Annotated in this window: 17 protein-coding genes; 14 read left to right on the top strand and 3 right to left on the bottom strand. The window is 60.3% G+C overall.

Features of this window, described 5'->3' with window-relative positions; translation table 11 throughout:
- Both GS12_RS08805 and GS12_RS08800 read left to right on the top strand, forming a co-directional pair.
- The coding region (locus GS12_RS08805) for a 5-oxoprolinase subunit C family protein (protein WP_034945982.1) at positions 1 to 750 on the top strand (750 nt) is incomplete at its 5' end.
- A gap of 10 nt (positions 751 to 760) precedes the next feature.
- The gene (locus GS12_RS08800; RefSeq protein ID WP_034945979.1) at positions 761 to 1,531 is read left to right on the top strand and encodes a 5-oxoprolinase subunit PxpA; all 771 of its coding nucleotides are present in this window, start codon (positions 761 to 763) and stop codon (positions 1,529 to 1,531) included.
- A gap of 62 nt (positions 1,532 to 1,593) precedes the next feature.
- Here the strand turns inward: GS12_RS08800 and GS12_RS08795 are convergent, their stop codons facing one another.
- The gene (locus tag GS12_RS08795; RefSeq protein WP_034945975.1) at positions 1,594 to 2,796 is read right to left on the bottom strand and encodes a pyridoxal phosphate-dependent aminotransferase; all 1,203 of its coding nucleotides are present in this window, start codon (positions 2,794 to 2,796) and stop codon (positions 1,594 to 1,596) included.
- A gap of 299 nt (positions 2,797 to 3,095) precedes the next feature.
- Here GS12_RS08795 and nac point away from each other — a divergent pair, with 299 nt between their 5' ends.
- From nac to GS12_RS08765, 6 genes are all read left to right on the top strand, one after another.
- Positions 3,096 to 4,019, top strand: coding sequence for a nitrogen assimilation transcriptional regulator NAC (nac, locus tag GS12_RS08790; RefSeq protein ID WP_034911494.1), 924 nt, complete (start codon positions 3,096 to 3,098; stop codon positions 4,017 to 4,019).
- A 124-nt stretch (positions 4,020 to 4,143) separates the two neighbouring features.
- Positions 4,144 to 4,587: an acetyl-CoA carboxylase biotin carboxyl carrier protein gene (locus GS12_RS08785; RefSeq protein ID WP_034945973.1), complete on the top strand. Its 444-nt coding sequence runs from the start codon at positions 4,144 to 4,146 to the stop codon at positions 4,585 to 4,587.
- A gap of 111 nt (positions 4,588 to 4,698) precedes the next feature.
- Entirely contained in the window at positions 4,699 to 5,451 is a 753-nt protein-coding gene (locus GS12_RS08780; RefSeq protein WP_034911497.1) for an SDR family oxidoreductase, read from the top strand.
- A 22-nt stretch (positions 5,452 to 5,473) separates the two neighbouring features.
- Positions 5,474 to 6,169 carry an amino acid ABC transporter permease gene (locus GS12_RS08775; protein ID WP_034911500.1) on the top strand — a complete coding sequence of 232 codons (696 nt, stop codon included), beginning with the start codon at positions 5,474 to 5,476 and terminating at the stop codon, positions 6,167 to 6,169.
- Between the two features lie 5 nt (positions 6,170 to 6,174).
- Positions 6,175 to 6,930 carry an amino acid ABC transporter permease gene (locus GS12_RS08770; protein ID WP_034911502.1) on the top strand — a complete coding sequence of 252 codons (756 nt, stop codon included), beginning with the start codon at positions 6,175 to 6,177 and terminating at the stop codon, positions 6,928 to 6,930.
- Positions 6,931 to 6,939: 9 nt separating this feature from the next.
- On the top strand, positions 6,940 to 7,677 hold the full coding sequence (locus GS12_RS08765; RefSeq protein ID WP_034945970.1) for an amino acid ABC transporter ATP-binding protein: 738 nt from the start codon (positions 6,940 to 6,942) through the stop codon (positions 7,675 to 7,677).
- A 42-nt stretch (positions 7,678 to 7,719) separates the two neighbouring features.
- Here the strand turns inward: GS12_RS08765 and GS12_RS08760 are convergent, their stop codons facing one another.
- Positions 7,720 to 8,508, bottom strand: a complete 789-nt coding sequence (locus tag GS12_RS08760) for an SDR family oxidoreductase (RefSeq protein WP_034945968.1) — start codon at positions 8,506 to 8,508, stop codon at positions 7,720 to 7,722.
- 51 nt (positions 8,509 to 8,559) lie between these two features.
- Positions 8,560 to 9,456, bottom strand: coding sequence for a GntR family transcriptional regulator (locus GS12_RS08755; protein ID WP_034918729.1), 897 nt, complete (start codon positions 9,454 to 9,456; stop codon positions 8,560 to 8,562).
- Between the two features lie 186 nt (positions 9,457 to 9,642).
- Here GS12_RS08755 and GS12_RS08750 point away from each other — a divergent pair, with 186 nt between their 5' ends.
- Genes GS12_RS08750 through GS12_RS08725 form a run of 6 tightly spaced genes read left to right on the top strand, consistent with a single transcriptional unit; the run spans position 9,643 to position 15,379 of the window.
- Positions 9,643 to 10,455 carry an ABC transporter substrate-binding protein gene (locus GS12_RS08750; protein ID WP_034946008.1) on the top strand — a complete coding sequence of 271 codons (813 nt, stop codon included), beginning with the start codon at positions 9,643 to 9,645 and terminating at the stop codon, positions 10,453 to 10,455.
- Between the two features lie 21 nt (positions 10,456 to 10,476).
- Complete coding sequence (locus tag GS12_RS08745) at positions 10,477 to 11,193, top strand: amino acid ABC transporter permease (protein ID WP_034911510.1); 717 nt, start codon at positions 10,477 to 10,479, stop codon at positions 11,191 to 11,193.
- Positions 11,194 to 11,195: 2 nt separating this feature from the next.
- Complete coding sequence (locus GS12_RS08740; RefSeq protein ID WP_407637853.1) at positions 11,196 to 11,936, top strand: amino acid ABC transporter ATP-binding protein; 741 nt, start codon at positions 11,196 to 11,198, stop codon at positions 11,934 to 11,936.
- Between the two features lie 13 nt (positions 11,937 to 11,949).
- Positions 11,950 to 13,125, top strand: coding sequence for a M20 family metallopeptidase (locus GS12_RS08735; protein WP_034945964.1), 1,176 nt, complete (start codon positions 11,950 to 11,952; stop codon positions 13,123 to 13,125).
- Positions 13,122 to 14,210 (top strand): mandelate racemase/muconate lactonizing enzyme family protein, encoded by a 1,089-nt coding sequence (locus GS12_RS08730; RefSeq protein ID WP_034945962.1) that lies wholly within the window; start codon positions 13,122 to 13,124, stop codon positions 14,208 to 14,210. Before GS12_RS08735 ends, GS12_RS08730 begins: the two co-directional genes overlap by 4 nt.
- Positions 14,210 to 15,379 (top strand): M24 family metallopeptidase, encoded by a 1,170-nt coding sequence (locus GS12_RS08725; RefSeq protein ID WP_034945959.1) that lies wholly within the window; start codon positions 14,210 to 14,212, stop codon positions 15,377 to 15,379. Before GS12_RS08730 ends, GS12_RS08725 begins: the two co-directional genes overlap by 1 nt.
- The last annotated feature ends 4 nt before the right edge of the window (positions 15,380 to 15,383 follow it).

Below are 15,383 nucleotides of genomic sequence, written 5' to 3'. Positions count from 1 at the left end.
CGCCTGGATGGCGTCGAACTGCCGGCCTGGTGGGCCTGCAATGCGCGGGAAGGGCAGACGCTGGAACTGCATTATCCGCGCAGCGGCGCGCGAGGTTATCTCTGCATTGCCGGCGGCATCGACGTACCCACGGTGCTGGGATCGCGCAGTACCGCCCTGCGCGGCGGTTTCGGCGGGCTGGAAGGCCGAACGCTCCGGCAGGGCGACGTGCTGAAGGCGGGCACAAGCGCTGTCCGGTCGCTGCCTGCCTGCGGCATGGGCATTGAGCCGCCGGAGCAGGCGTTGCATGCTGCTTTCCCGCGCAGCGACGAGGGAAGGGTGCAGGTGCGTGCTATCCCTTCCGGTGAATATGCGCTGTTTGCCGCCGATGCGAAACGTTTCTGGCAGCAGCCGTGGAAAGTCTCCCTGCAAAGCAACCGCACCGGTTACCGCCTTTCGGGAGAACCTGTTCTGCCTGCGGAAACCGTGGAACTACGCTCTTATGGGCTGATCCCCGGCATTGTTCAGGTGCCGCCCGCCGGTGAACCCATTATTCAACTCAGTGACGCCAACACGGCAGGCGGTTACCCGAAAATTGCCTGCGTCATTGAAGAAGATCTGTGGCGACTGGGACAGGTTCAACCGGGGCAGTCCATCCAGCTGGTGCAAAGCGACGCGCAGGGTGCCGTTACCGCGCGAAAAGCGATGGAGGGCTGGCTGCAACGGCTGCGCGACAGTATTACGCCTTTTAAAAACGTGGTGGGTTTATAAGGAAACGAAAATGAAGATTGATGTCAATTCCGACATGGGAGAAGGCTTCGGCGTCTATCAACTTTGTGATGACGCCGCGCTGATGAACGTGGTGTCTTCCGCCAATATCGCCTGCGGCTTTCATGCGGGCGATCCCGCCATCATGACGCGTATGGTAAGGCTGGCGAAAGCGCGCGGCGTCGGTATTGGCGCGCATCCCGGCCTGCCCGATCGTCAGGGCTTTGGCCGCCGCGAACTGCCCTTTTCGGCCGAAGAGATCTGCCAGCAGGTGGCTTATCAGGTGGGCGCGCTGAGCGCGATTGCCCGCGTGGAAGAAACGCGCGTGGCGCACGTCAGCTTCCATGCTGCGATGGGCAACATCATCAACCGCGACGCGGCGCTGGCGCGGCAGGTGATGCAGACGCTCGCGCGCATTGACGATAGCCTGATCGTTTTTTCTCAATCCGACACGCTTATTGAACGCGCAGCCATAGCGGCCGGTCTGCAAAGTCTGACGCTGTTTCTGGCCGATCGCGCTTACAACGCGCAGGGAGGGCTGGTGCCGCGTGGCATTGTCGGTTCGGTGATCAATGAGGAGCTGGCGGTACGCGCTCGCGTGCGACAGTTCCTGGAGAAGGGCACGGTGACCACCTTTGGGGGCGATACGCTGGCGATCCGTGCGCGTTCTGTCCTGATCCACAGCGATACGCCCGGTTCCGTTGAGCTGGCAATGTTAGTGCGTAGCGAAATCGAAGCCTGTGGCGGCAGCGTCGCCCCGGCGGCTGAGGTACTGGCGCAATAGCGCCGTTAATCCTTCCCTTCATACAGTAAACCGGCGCCGCATGCGGCGCCGGCTGCCGTTATTTACTGACAGCCTGAACAAAATGCGGCGATGCGATCGCAGCCGGTTTGCAGGCGTTCCATGCTGGTGGCATATGAGAGACGGAAGTACGGGCTCATGCCGTATGCTGCGCCCTGCACCGTCACCACGTGTTGCTCCTCAATCAGCGCCAGGACAAAGTCGGTGTCGCTATGGATGGCACGGCCGCCCGCGCTGGTTTTGCCGATCAACGCCGCCATATTGACGAACAGGTAAAACGCACCCTGCGGGCGGTGACAGTGCAGGCCGGGTATCTCTGCGAGCCGCGCCAGCACGTAGTCGCGACGTTCGCGATAGATTGCCGCACGCGCCGTTAATAGATCCTGCGGCCCGTCGAGGACGGCAACCGCCGCCGCCTGCGTCAGGGTCGTCACGCCACCGCTGTTCTGCGTATTCACATTGCTCATGGCGGTGATCAGCGGCAGCGGGCCGCCGCAAAAACCTAAGCGCCAGCCGGTCATCGAGTAGGCTTTGGACACGCCGTTAACCGTCAGCACGCGCTCACGCAGGCGCGGTTCAACCTGTGCCAGCGTCCAGAACGTCACGTCGTCATACAGCAGATGTTCATAAATATCATCAGTCAGAACCCACACATGCGGATGGCGCAGCATCACCTCGCCCAGCGCCAGCAGCTCATCGCGGGTCGCCACCGATCCGGTGGGGTTACTGGGGTAGTTAAGCAGCAGCCATTTGGTTTTCGTCGTAATGGCGGCATCAACGTCGGCGGGCAGCGGTTTAAAGCCATTCTCTTCACGACAGGCGACCGGCACCGGCGTGCCGCCGGCAAACTTTACAATATCGGCGTAGCTGATCCACGACGGCGTTGGGATCACCACTTCATCGCCCGGATTGAGGGTGGCCATCATGGCGTTAAAGATGATCTGTTTGGCGCCGCCAGCGGTCAGGATCTGATTGATTTCATAATGCAATTCGTTATCGCGTAGAAATTTACGCTGGATTGCCGCGCGCAGCGCAGGCGTGCCGTCAGTCGGCGGATAACGGGTATCACCCGCACGTGCGGCGGCATAGGCCGCCTCAATTGCATGCTCTGGCGTGGGGAAATCAGGTTCGCCGGTGGAAAGCCCCACGACATCCACGCCCCGGGCGGTGAGGTCGCGCGCTTTTTGGGTCATGGCGACGGAGGCAGAGACGGCAACATTCTTCAGACGATCGGCAATATCAGGCATGGGGCAGCATTCCGGGTTGCAGGGTCAGCAAAAAGCCGCGCGGCGAAGCGGTTCCGCGGCAGGGAGTAACAGAGGATAGAGCGGGGCAGAGTGCGGCCGTTAATAGTGCTTTGTTGTGGCGACATAACACAATGCGATAGCTGCTGGCCGCAAAATGCACCCGAATGGTGCGATGGGCGTGCGCTGAATGTGTCTCCAGGGGATGAAACGCCACCGCCACGGCGCTTTGGACGTAAATGACATTTCTGGCACCGATCTTGCGTTAACAATCAGACCCGCACTGAATCGGAAGCCTGTCCATGAATCTTCGTCGTCTGAAATACTTCATTAAAATCGTCGATGTTGGCAGCCTGACGCAGGCAGCTGACATTTTGCATATTGCGCAACCGGCGCTGAGCCAGCAGCTTGCCACGCTGGAAGGCGAGGTCAGACAACAGCTCTTAATTCGCACCAAGCGCGGCGTCACGCCGACCGAAGCCGGCAACATCCTTTATACCCACGCGCAGGCGATTTTGCGCCAGTGCGATCAGGCGCAGAGCGCCATTGACGGGGCGGGGCAAGCCCTCAGCGGCCATGTCTCCGTCGGGCTCGCGCCCGGCACCGCCGCACAGCAGCTGGCACTGCCGCTGATGGTTGAAGTGCAGCGCCAGTATCCGGGCATCGTGCTCTATTTCAACGAAAATTTCGGCACGACGCTGAGCGAACTGATCATGAACGGTCGTATGGATATGGCAGTGATTTATGACAATCGCGATATTCACGGCCTGCGTTTTATCCCGCTGATGAAGGAGGATCTGTGCTTTGTCTGCCCGCGCGCGCTCGGCGAGCCAATGCGGGAAATTTCGCTTGCCAGTGCGGCAAAGTACGATCTGTTTCTGCCGCGTATTTACAACATTATGCGCAAGGTGGTGGACGACGCGTTTGTACGGCAAGGGCTGCAATACCATGTGAAAACGGAAATTGAGTCGCAGACCACGCTTAACGCCGCGCTGGCGGCGGGAATGGGCTGTACGATCATGCCTGAGTCGGCGGCGCGCGCGATGCTGAAAGCGGCCGATGCGTGGATGGCGAAAATTGTGGAGCCTGACGTGCAGGCGTCGCTGTCCTTCTGCATGTCCGATCATTTGCCGCTCTCCCAGCCTGCGGAGGCGGTAAAAGCGATCCTGCTGTCGCTGATGGCGAACCGCACCGTGGATAACCGGCCGCTGGCGTTGGCGGGATAATAAGACGCGCTTATCACCTTAAAGCGAAACCCTCTTACGGATCACAGTAACGCGCACGCTAGAGTGAAGGCTCTGGCGCGCGTCTGAGCCACGCGCTGACACTACCTGCACGCGATGGAACCCCATGAATCAAGACGCAATTGCCTTAAAAGAGTTACGCCAGCTGGCGCGCAAGATGAATGTTGCCGGTTTGCAGGAGCTGGAGTGGCGCAGCGGGCGCGTATCGATCCGGTTGCGATTTCCCGAGCGCAGCCTTCTGCCGTCTTTACCGTCAGCAGAGGCGACGCCGGTGACGGATTCGCCGACATTAACACCGGTTTGCGCGCCGATGCCGGGTCATATCGTTCTTTGCCATCCCAGCCACGGTGAGGCGTATGTGCAGCCCGGTCAGCGAGTAAAGCAGCATGATTTGCTGGCGCTGGTGAAAGTGGGGCCGTTTTACCTGCCGCTACGCAGCCCGGCAGCGGGGACGCTGGTCGCCATCCAGGTCGAACCGCTTGAGCGGGTGGAATATGGTAGCGAGATCATGATGTTGGCGCTGAGCAGCGAAACCGAAACGTCGTTATAAGACCCCCTTATCGCCTCACATCATTTACGTCTTATACCCGCCGGACATAACTGAATAAAGTCAAATAACCCACAGCACGGGCAGAACGACTGCCACAACAGGAGAAGCAACATGCCGTTTTCAGATTACAAAGTGGCGCTGGTCACGGGCGCATCGGCCGGAATGGGGGAAGCCATCGTCGAACGTTTGTGTCAGGAAGGCATTACGGTGCATGCGGTGGCGCGTCGTCAGGAGCAGCTGGCGGCGCTGGCGGATCGCACCGGCTGCATTCCTCACGCGGTCGATGTTGCCGATCTCTCCGCGCTGACCGCGCTCTGTCGCGATCTCGAGGTCGATATTCTGATCAACAACGCGGGCTTATCACATCCCGGATCGATTCTGGATGCCGATGAAGACGTGGTGAATACGCAGGTGGACGTCAATCTGCGCGCGGTGCTGCACCTGTGCCGTTTGCTGGTGCCGGGCATGGTGGCGCGCGATCGCGGGCATGTCTTCAACATTACCTCTATCGCCGCCATCTACAACTTCAATGGCAACTCCGTTTATCACGCCACCAAGGCTGGCGTACACGCGCTGTCGCGACAGCTACGCGTTGACTGCTACGGCAAGCGGGTGCGTATCACTGAAATTTGTCCGGGCCGCGTGGCGACGGACATTTTCGGCAACGTCTCCGGCGATCACGATGACGCGCGCCGCCGTTTCATTGACGGCTTTGAACTGCCGCAGGCAAAAGATATCGCCGACTGCGTGGCGTTTGCGCTGGCGGCGCCGGTGGCAGTAAACATTGGCAATATTGAGATCACGCCGACGCTACAGGTTCCCGGTGGGCTATCCACAATGCGGCCGGGCGATCGCGATCTCTGATCTTCCAACAAGAGGACTTCCTGTGGCACTTGATTTCAGCGCCGTACTGACCGGCCCGTTCAGCCAGCTAATTGTTGAGGGCATAGTGACCACCGTGGAACTGGCGGCAGGTGCGTGGCTGCTGGCCATGTTCATGGCGCTGCTGCTGGTGGTCATCCGCCTGACGCATTATCGTGCCGCGCAGTGGTTTGTTGCCGCCTGGGTCTCCTGGCATCGCAACGTGCCCACGCTGATTCAACTGATGATGTGGTACTTCGCCATTCCAACGCTGCTGCCGGAAGCGGTACAGATGTGGATTAATGAATTTAACGCGGAGTTTCTGTTCTCACTGTTTGCGTTGGGACTGTGTCAATCCGCCTATTTTTCTGAAGATATTCGTAGCGGCTTGCGCGCCATTCCTGACGGGCAGACCGAGGCGGCCAGAGCGCTGGGCATGGGCTACGTTCGCGCCATGCGGCTGGTCATACTGCCGCAGGGCATCCGTAATGCGCTGCCGTCGATTATCAACCACACCGTGCTGCTGTTTAAAAACACCAGCCTGGCGATGGTGATTGGCGTGGCGGAACTGACTTACGTCACGCGCGATATTGAAAACCAGACCTTCCGCACCTTTGAAGCGTATGCCGTCGCGACGATCGGCTATCTGGCGTTTTCACTGATGCTGATGGGTATCGGTGCGCTGTTGGCGCGTCGCTTCCAGCGCGCGTATGCGAGGTAACAAGCATGTCAGATTTCTTCACCATTCTGCACGACAACGGCATGCTGTTCCTGATGGGACAATATCCCAGCGGGCCACTGGGCGGCGTACTCTGCACGCTGCTGATCTCCCTGCTGGCGGTGCTGTTTGCTTTTCCGGTCGGCGTGATGCTGGGGCTGCTGCGGCTGTCGCCGTGGCGCTGGCTGGCCTGGCCCGCCGCCTGCTGGGTGTACCTGCTGCGCGGCATCCCGCTCCTGATGGTGGTGTTCTGGACCTATTTCTGCGTGCCGCTGCTGATCGGCCACAACATCAGCGGTTTCGCCACCATGCTCTGTACGCTGGTTATTTATGAAAGCGCCTATATTGCCGAGATCGTTCGCGGTGGTATTCAGGCGCTGCCGCAGGGTCAATATGAGGCCTCACGGGCGATGGGCATGGGTCATATCAAGGCGTTGCGGCTGGTTATTCTGCCGCAGGCGCTCTACAACACATTGCCGAGCCTGGTCAGCCAGCTGGTCTCGATCATTAAAGACAGCACCCTCGGCTATGTGATCAACGTGCCCGAACTCACCTACGCCGCCAACCAGGTCAGCAATCAGTTGTTAACCAAACCTTTTCAGGTGTTCGCCATCGTCGCGCTGGGATACTACATCATTAATTTCAGCCTGACCTGGCTGGCGAACCGCCTCGAAACGCAGATCGCCACCCGGCGTCGTAATGCGCATCCGAACGCAGGCGATATCGCCGCGCCGCTGGTTCTCACCAAAACCCAATCGCAATAAGGAGCAACCATGCGTCCGATGATTCTGTTCAATCAGGTAAACAAGTGGTACGGCAACTATCAGGCACTGACCAATCTGAGCGCAGAGATCAAACCTGGCGAAGTGGTGGTGGTGTGCGGGCCGTCCGGCTCCGGTAAATCCACGCTGATCCGCACCGTCAACCGGCTCGAGCCGATTGAGCAGGGTGAAATTCTCTTCGACGGCATCAATATTCACGGCAGCAGCACGCGTCTGAATCAGCTACGCACGCGCATTGGCTTCGTGTTCCAGAACTTCAATCTTTTTCCACACGTCTCGGTGCTGGAAAACATCATCATGTCGCCGGTGAAAGTATTGGGCGTCAGGCGCAGCGTTGCCCGGCAGCATGCGGGCGAACTGCTGGAGCGCGTCGGCCTGTCACACAAAGCCGATGCCTATCCGGCGCAGCTGTCGGGCGGACAGCAGCAGCGTGTTGCCATCGCGCGGGCGCTGGCAATGAAACCGCCGGTCATGCTGTTTGACGAGCCGACTTCGGCGCTGGATCCGGAAATGGTTGGCGAAGTGCTTAACGTGATGCGCGGGCTGGCGCAGGAAGGCATGACTATGATGTGCGTAACGCATGAAATGAATTTTGCGCGCGATGTTGCGGATACCATCTGGTTTATGGATCAGGGAGAAATTCTGGAGAAATCAACGCCGGATAAATTCTTTACTGCGCCCGAGCACGCGCGCGCCCGGCGTTTTTTAAACGACCTTCTGTCCCACTAACGCAGAAGCGGGCGTGGTGTAAACCGCCCGCGTTGGCCCCTCTTAAAACACCGAAGGGATCAGTCCGCCATCCACCCGTAACACGCTGCCGGTGATGTAGGCGGCCTGCTGGCTGGCAAGGAATGCGGCGGCGGCGCCGTACTCCTGCGGGTCGCCGTAGCGCCCGACCGGGATGGTCTGGCGACTTTTCTCCGCCACGTCTCCGGCGGTGCTGTTCTCCCGCTCTGCTTTTATCGCATCAAGCTGATGTACGCGATCGGTGGCGATGCGTCCCGGCACCATCACATTCACCGTAATGCCGTCGGCGGCCACTTCACTGGCCAGCGTTTTTGACCAGCCGAGCAGGCTCATGCGCAGTGCATTGGAGAGCGCCAGATTGGCGATAGGCGCGATCACGCCTGAGGAGGTGGTGGTGATCACGCGGCCCCAGCCGCGCTGGCGCATGGCAGGCAAAACGCGGTCGGTCAGCTCGATAAGCGATCCCACCATCAATCCAAACTGCTGCTGCCAGCGCTCGGCATCTGTCCCCTGCGCGCGCGCAGGCGGCGGGCCGCCGGAGTTGTTAACCAGAATCTCCACGTCGCCCCAGTGCTGGCGGATGGCGTTCAGCGTCTGGTCAAAGTCCGCCGGTGCCGCCAAATCCAGTGTCCATGCATGGGCGGTGCCGCCCTGCTGCTCAATGAGCGAGACGGTTTCCGCCAGTTTTTCCCTGCTGCGTCCGGTCACTGCGACATACGCGCCTTCCTGCGCCAGAGAAAGGGCGATAGCGCGGCCAAGGCCGCTCCCTGCGCCGCAGACGAGCGCGACGCGTTGTTTGATTTGCAGATCCATTATCTCTCCTGTTTGTTTTTTCAGAAGCAGATAATGCAAAAAGGGTGCCGTTTAGTCTCTGGCGACTTTTACCACCACCTGATCGTAAGCGGATTGCAGATGGTCGCGCATGCGCATAGCGGCTTCATCCAGTCTGTTTGCGCGTATGGCATCAAGGATGGCCACATGCTCTTCGCACCACTCTTTGACGCGGCGTTTGTTGTGATAACTGCCGAATTCCAGCAGCCGGCGCAGGCGGTTTTGCTGCTGTACGGCCTGAAGAACAAAGGGGTTGTCGCTTGCTTCCGCCAGCATCTCGTGGAAAGAGGCATCGGTTTCAAAGATGTGCTTCGCCGGAACCTGAGTAATATCGGGATGCGTAATCAGCCACAGATGGCGTGCGCGAATGCGCTTCAGCGTTTGTCTGTCGAGCCGAAATTGTGGAGACAGCAGCGCGGCAGGCTCAATCATCAGGCGAAAGCCATAGCCGTTGCGCAGCGCGATTTCGGAGTTCAGCGTCTGAAGAAATCGCCAGCCGTGGCCCGCATTACGGGCGATCAGCCCGTCCTCCGCCAGCCTGAGCAGCGTGCGCGTCAGCACGCCGCGATCCGCCTCGTAGCGCTGGGCGATCTCCGTCTGGTTAAACGTTTCCGGCAGCGCGCCGGCGATACGTTCCCGCACCAGTTGCTCATAGAGCGCCTGATCGTTACTGATCGGCTGCTCAATCGCCAGGCGCTCAAGTTCGTCGCCGCTCTTTAACAGGAAAAATCCCTGATTGGGCCTGGCTTCCACCGCGCCCAGCAGCGTGAGCTCTTTCAGTCCGGCGCGTATCGGCGTGCGGGAAACGCCGAGCGCGTCGGCCAGCGGTTGTTCACGCAAATGATGACCTGGATCGAATCTTGCTTCATAGATCAGGTCAAGTATTTGTCGGGCGATCCGGCGACTGCTTGCGGAAGAGGCAGACTGCATGAGTAAGATGTCCTGAAATGTATTTATTTGTTCATTAAGTACGATATCACAGGCAGGAGTCAGCGCGAAATAAAGCAAATGCTGCACCATTTTCGCGCACTGCTGCACATAAAAGAGGCATTTGCTGCCGCAGTGATTGTATTTAATGAGCCACAAAAACCAATCAATTTTCGCCAGGAGAAGAGCATGTCCAGACAAAATCTGATGTTTCGTCACGTTGCCGGACTGGGTTTGGTGCTGTGTGCATTAACGCCGTTCGCCAGTCAGGCCGCCGAAAGCGTCGCGCCCGGCAAGCTCACCTACGGTACCGCCGCCACCTTTATGCCCTTCGAATACGTGAAGGACGGACAGCTGACCGGCTTTGATATCGATCTGATTAACGCGCTGAGCAAACACATTAACCTGACCCCGGCGCCCATGCAGATGGAGTTCAAAGGGCTGATCCCGGCGCTTCAGGGCAAGCGGCTGGACGTCATCAACTCGGCCATGTACGTCAATCCGACGCGCGCCTCGCAGGTGGATTTTGTGCCTTACCTGAAGATCGGCAGCCGCGTGGTGGTGCGTAAAGGGAATCCGGCCGGCATCACCGGCCGCGATCTCTCGCTGTGCGGTAAAAACGTGGTGGTGACGCTGGGCGGCATCGAAGAGAGCCAGGCGCGCGAGGACAATAAAAAATGTCTGGCGGCGAAAAAAGAGGCCATCAACGTGATGACGTTCCCGGCCGCCACCGACTCCGCGGTGGCGGTGGCGCAGGGCCGTGCCGATGCGGAGTTTCTCTCCACGCCGGGCACGGTAGCGCTGCTGACCGAAAAACCGGGCGTGTTTGAAGCGGTTGGCGCGGAGTTCGAAGCCGATACGCAGATCGCGTTTGCGGTGCGCAAGGGCGATAGCGAAACCCGCGCTCAGCTTGAGAAAGGGCTGAAGGCGCTGGTGAAAGACGGCACTTATAAGCAGCTTATCGAGAAATGGCGCTTCCCTGAATCGGTCGCCATTTTCTAAAGCCGCTACCCGGAGAATGTTATGTCAATAGAGTTAATGTGGCAGTACGTCATCTCACCTTCCTTCCTTGAAGGCGCGTGGATGACGCTGTTGATCACTATCAGCGCGCTGCTGTGCGGCGTGGTGCTGGGTCTGGTGCTGGCGCTGCTTCAGGAGTCGCGATTCCGCGCCGCGCGCGGCCTGGCCTTCTTTTACCTGTGGCTGTTTCGCGGGACGCCGGTGCTGTTTCAAATCATCTTCGTTTACAACGTGCTGCCCGGTTTTGGCATCCGTTTCTCGGCGTTTACCTGTGCCATCCTGGCGCTCTCGCTCAACGAAGGCGCCTACATGGCGGAAATACTGCGCTCCGGTCTTCAGGCGGTGAAAAGCGGCCAGCGCACGGCGGGCATGGCGCTGGGGATGACCAACGCGCAGATCATGCGCAAGGTGGTTCTGCCGCAGGCGGCGCGAATTGTGCTGCCGCCGATGGGAAACCAGATGATCAGCATGCTGAAATCCAGCGCGCTGGTGTCGGTGATCGCGGTGCAGGAGCTGCTGCTGATCGCCAACCAGACCGCCAGCGCCAGCTTTCGCTACTTCGAAGCGCTGTGCGCGGCGGGCATCTACTACCTGCTGCTGACCACCCTTTTTATGATTTTCCAGTCGTGGCTGGAGCGTTCGCTGGATCCGAAACAGCGTCGGCGCAAAAGCCAGTCCGGTAAAACTGCGCTGCCGGAACCGGCACGGGAGGCGTCATGAGTATTGATAACAAACCGCTGCTGGAACTGGCCGGTATTGATAAAGCCTTCGGGCGGCAAACCGTGCTGAAAAACTGCTCGCTCAGCGTTCGACGTGGAGAAACGGTGGTGCTGATTGGGCCGTCAGGCTCCGGGAAATCAACGCTGCTGCGCTGCGTCAATCTGCTGACGCCCGCCGACGGCGGCGACGTCTTCTTTAATCGCCAGAACATCAGCCGCGGCGAAGTGCCGCCGCACCAGCTTCGCCAGCGCATCGGCATGGTCTTTCAAAACTATGAGCTGTTTTCACATCTCACGGCGGCGGAAAACATCATGCTGGCGCCGATGACGGTGCTCGGCCTCAACCGCATTGAGGCGCGTAAGCAGGCGGAACATCTGTTGGCGAAGGTGCGGATCACCGACCGCGCCGATCACTTTCCCGACGAGCTTTCCGGCGGTCAGCAGCAGCGTGTGGCTATCGCGCGTGCGCTTGCGATGAAGCCGGAACTGATGCTCTACGACGAACCGACCTCGGCGCTGGACCCGGAGATGATCCGCGAAGTGCTGGACGTGATGGCGGAACTGAGCGCCGAGGGCATGACCAGCATGGTGGTGACGCATGAAATGGGCTTCGCACGCCGCGCGGCCAACCAGATCCTCTTTATGGAAGAGGGTGAAATTCTGGAACGGGCCAGCGCCAGCGACTTCTTTTCCGGCCAGGTAAGCGAGCGCGCGCGCCGCTTCCTCGATCAAATCTTACATTAATAGCGGAGTGACTATGACGACCAGTAACGTCGACAGCGTGCGCATGAAACAGAACCTGACCGCGCTGGTGGCGATCAACACCGAAAACCCGCCGGGACGCGAGCGCGAAGCGGCCGAATGCGTCGCGGGCTGGCTGGAAGAAGCCGGTTTTGACCTGTCGTTCAGCGAATATGCGCCGGGCCGCACCAACGTGACGGCAGTGCTGCGCAACGGCAGCGGGCCGTGTTTCGCCTTTAACACCCATCTGGACGTGGTGCCTGCCGGAGAAGGCTGGACCCAGGATCCTTTTACGCTCACCGAGCGGGAAGGGAAACTGTATGGACGCGGCGCCTGTGATGCCAAAGGGCCGATGGTGGCAATGATCGAGGCGCTGCGCCTGCTCTCCGCACAGCGCGACGGCTGGTCCGGCACGCTGATGGGCGTGTTCACCGCCGATGAAGAAGTGGCGAGCGAGGGCGCGAAGCATTATGTGCGCGACGCGCCGCCCACTATTGATTTCGCGGTAATTGGCGAACCTACCTCAAACGCCACCTTTTCGGCGCACAAGGGCAGCCTGCGTCCGCGCGTGCGGGTAAAAGGCGTCTCCGCACATTCGGGCACGCCGGAGCTGGGCGTCAATGCCATTTACAGTGCCGCAAAACTGCTTGGGCTGGTGGAAGAGGCGCACCACCAGCAGGTTCGCTGCCGCTGTCATCCGCTGGTGGGCAATGCCAGCCTGACCGTTACGCGGGTTCATGGCGGCCATGCCGATAACGTGGTGCCCGAAAGCTGCGAGCTGCTGCTCGATCGTCGTATGGTGCCGGGAGAAGACGAAGCGGCGGTAAAAGCGGAACTGCAACAGCTGTTGCAGACGGCGCAAACGCGCTACGGCGTGGAGGCGGAGATCGTCGCCTGGCAACCCACCACCGGCGGCGCCACCGAAACCGACAGCGCGGAAGCGATTGTGCAGGCGAGCCTCGATGCCTGTCGTCGCTATGGCCAGCCGGATCCGGGGCCGTTTGGTTTTCAGGGCGGCTGCGACCTGGTGCACTTTCGTACGCTTGGCGCGAAAGGCGTGGTGATCGGCCCCGGCTCGCTGGCGGTGGCGCACAAGCCGGATGAGTTCGTGCCCATTGAGGAATTTATCGCTGCCGCCTCTATCTATCGGGCGATTGCGCTGGCGATGCTGCCCGTGGAGGCGGCATCGTGAAGGCCAGACTCTGGCGGGGCGATCTTCACTACGCGGGCGTCACGCTGCATACCGCCGCGTCCGGGGCGATTAACGCGCTGGATACCCTGTGGCTGACGCTTGACGATGACGGCGCGCAGGGCGTCGGCGAGGTGCGACTGAATATTCAGTATCTGCATGGCTACAGCGAAACGCAGGTGCTGAATAACGTTCAGCAGTACCTGGCGCGCCGGGACGGGACGCAGGAGATTGCCGCGCAGCTGGCGGCGGTGCATGCGCCGGACAGCGGCCTGCTGACGCCCTCGCGAATGCTGCTGGAGATGGCGTTACTGGATTTGCAGGCGCGTCAGCATAACCAGCCGCTGTCGCGCTGGCTGGGCGGCGGCGCCTCACCGCTTCCTGTCGCCACCAACCAGACGCTGTTCTGGGGCACCGACGCGCAGTTGATCGACCAGGCGGAAACCTATCTCGAACGCGGGTTTACTCAGCTCAAGCTGCGCGCGGGCGTAACGGATTTCGCCACCGATCTGCGGCGGCTGAGGCTGCTGCGCGAGCGTTTTGGCGACGCTGTCTCGCTGGCGATTGACGTCAACGGGCAGTGGTCTGTCAGCCAGGCGCAGGCGTATTTACCACAGTTAATAGCGCTGTCGCTCAGCTATGTTGAGCAGCCGCTTGCCGTTGCGGACGATGCGGCGCTGGCGGATCTCACCGCCTGCGGCATCCCCCTCATGCTGGATGAGAGCCTCAACAGCGAGGCCGCCATCGCCCGCCTGGCGGAAGCGGGCGGCGCGCTGTGGGGGCATCTCAAACTGGTGAAGCTGGGGGGAATTCTGCCCACGCTTGCCGCCGCACAGCGCCTGAAGGCGGCCAGCGTCCCGTTTATGATCGGCCAGATGAATGAGGGCCACGCTGCGACGGCGGCGGCCATCCAGCTTTGCCAGCGTATCCAACCTGATTTTGCCGAACTTTACGGCGCCGACGGGCTGACTGACGATGCGGTCAGCGGTCCTTTTTACCACCAGGGCTGCGTGAGCGTGCCCGATCTCCCCGGTCTGGGCGTGCATTTTGATGCCGCGCGTGCCACTTTTCTTCAGGAGTTTTTCTGATGCAACACCCCGATAATGTGATTCAGGGCAGTGAATCTGCCTTTGTGGCCGACGAGTACGCACAGCGCATCCATCGCACCCGCGAGCGGCTGAGCCAGGCAGGTATCGACGTGATGATCGTCACCGGCCCGGAAAATATCTTCTGGCTTACCGGCCAACAGACGCCAGGTTACTACACCTTCCAGGCGCTGCTGCTGCCGGTCGAGGGCGAACCCGTTTTTATTATTCGTCAACTGGAATACTTCAATTTTATCGCCAACACCTATATCAGCGACGCCGCCATCTATCAGGACGGCGACAACCCGGTGGATTTTTTAGTCGGCAAGCTGCAACAGCGCGACTGGCTGAAAAAGCGTATCGGCATTGATAAGCGCGGCTGGTTCCTGCCGATTGCGGTGTATGAAACCCTCCAGGACAAACTGGGTACGGTGGCCGATGCGGCAGGCGTTATCGAACCGCTGCGCGCGGTGAAATCCGCCGCCGAGCTGGAAAAAATCAGCATGGCCGCGCGCTACGTGGATGCAGGCATGACGGCGGGCATTGCGGCGATCCGCGCGGGCGCGGACGAAAATGCGCTGGTGTCGGCCATGATGGGTTCGGCCATTGCCGCCGGATCGGAGTACGTCGGCATGGAGCCGCTGGTTTCCAGCGGGCCGCGCACCGGCATTCCGCACGGCACCTGGCGTCGTCGCATCTTGCAGTCCGGCGAACCTGTATTCCTTGAAATGGCTGCCGCGCACGATCGCTATCATGCGGCGCTGATGCGTTCCGCCTGGCTCGGCAAACCGCCTGCGATCGCGCAGGAAATGGAAAAAGTGTGCCAGGAAGCGCTTCAGGCGGCGCTGGACGCGATCCGCCCCGGCGCCACCTGCGAAGCGCCGCACCTTGCCTGCCAGCAGGTTATCGATCGCGCGGGCTTTACCGACAACTTCAAAAAACGCACCGGCTACTCCGTAGGCGTCTCGTTTGCGCCGGACTGGGGCGAAGGTGCAATCCTCAGCCTCTACAGCGGCGTGACCACTGAACTGCAACCGGGCATGACCTTTCACATTCCACCCGCGCTGCGCATCTACGGCGAGTTTACCGTTGGCGTCAGTGAAACCGTGGTGGTTACCGACACCGGCTACCGTCAGTTGGGCACCCTGGCCCGCCCTCTCACTTTATTATAAGGAA

The organism is Erwinia oleae, assembly GCF_000770305.1.
GTDB classification, from domain to species: domain Bacteria; phylum Pseudomonadota; class Gammaproteobacteria; order Enterobacterales; family Enterobacteriaceae; genus Erwinia; species Erwinia oleae.
The sequence above is the reverse complement of the archived record's forward strand: the minus strand, read 5'-3'. Positions and strand labels throughout refer to the sequence as shown.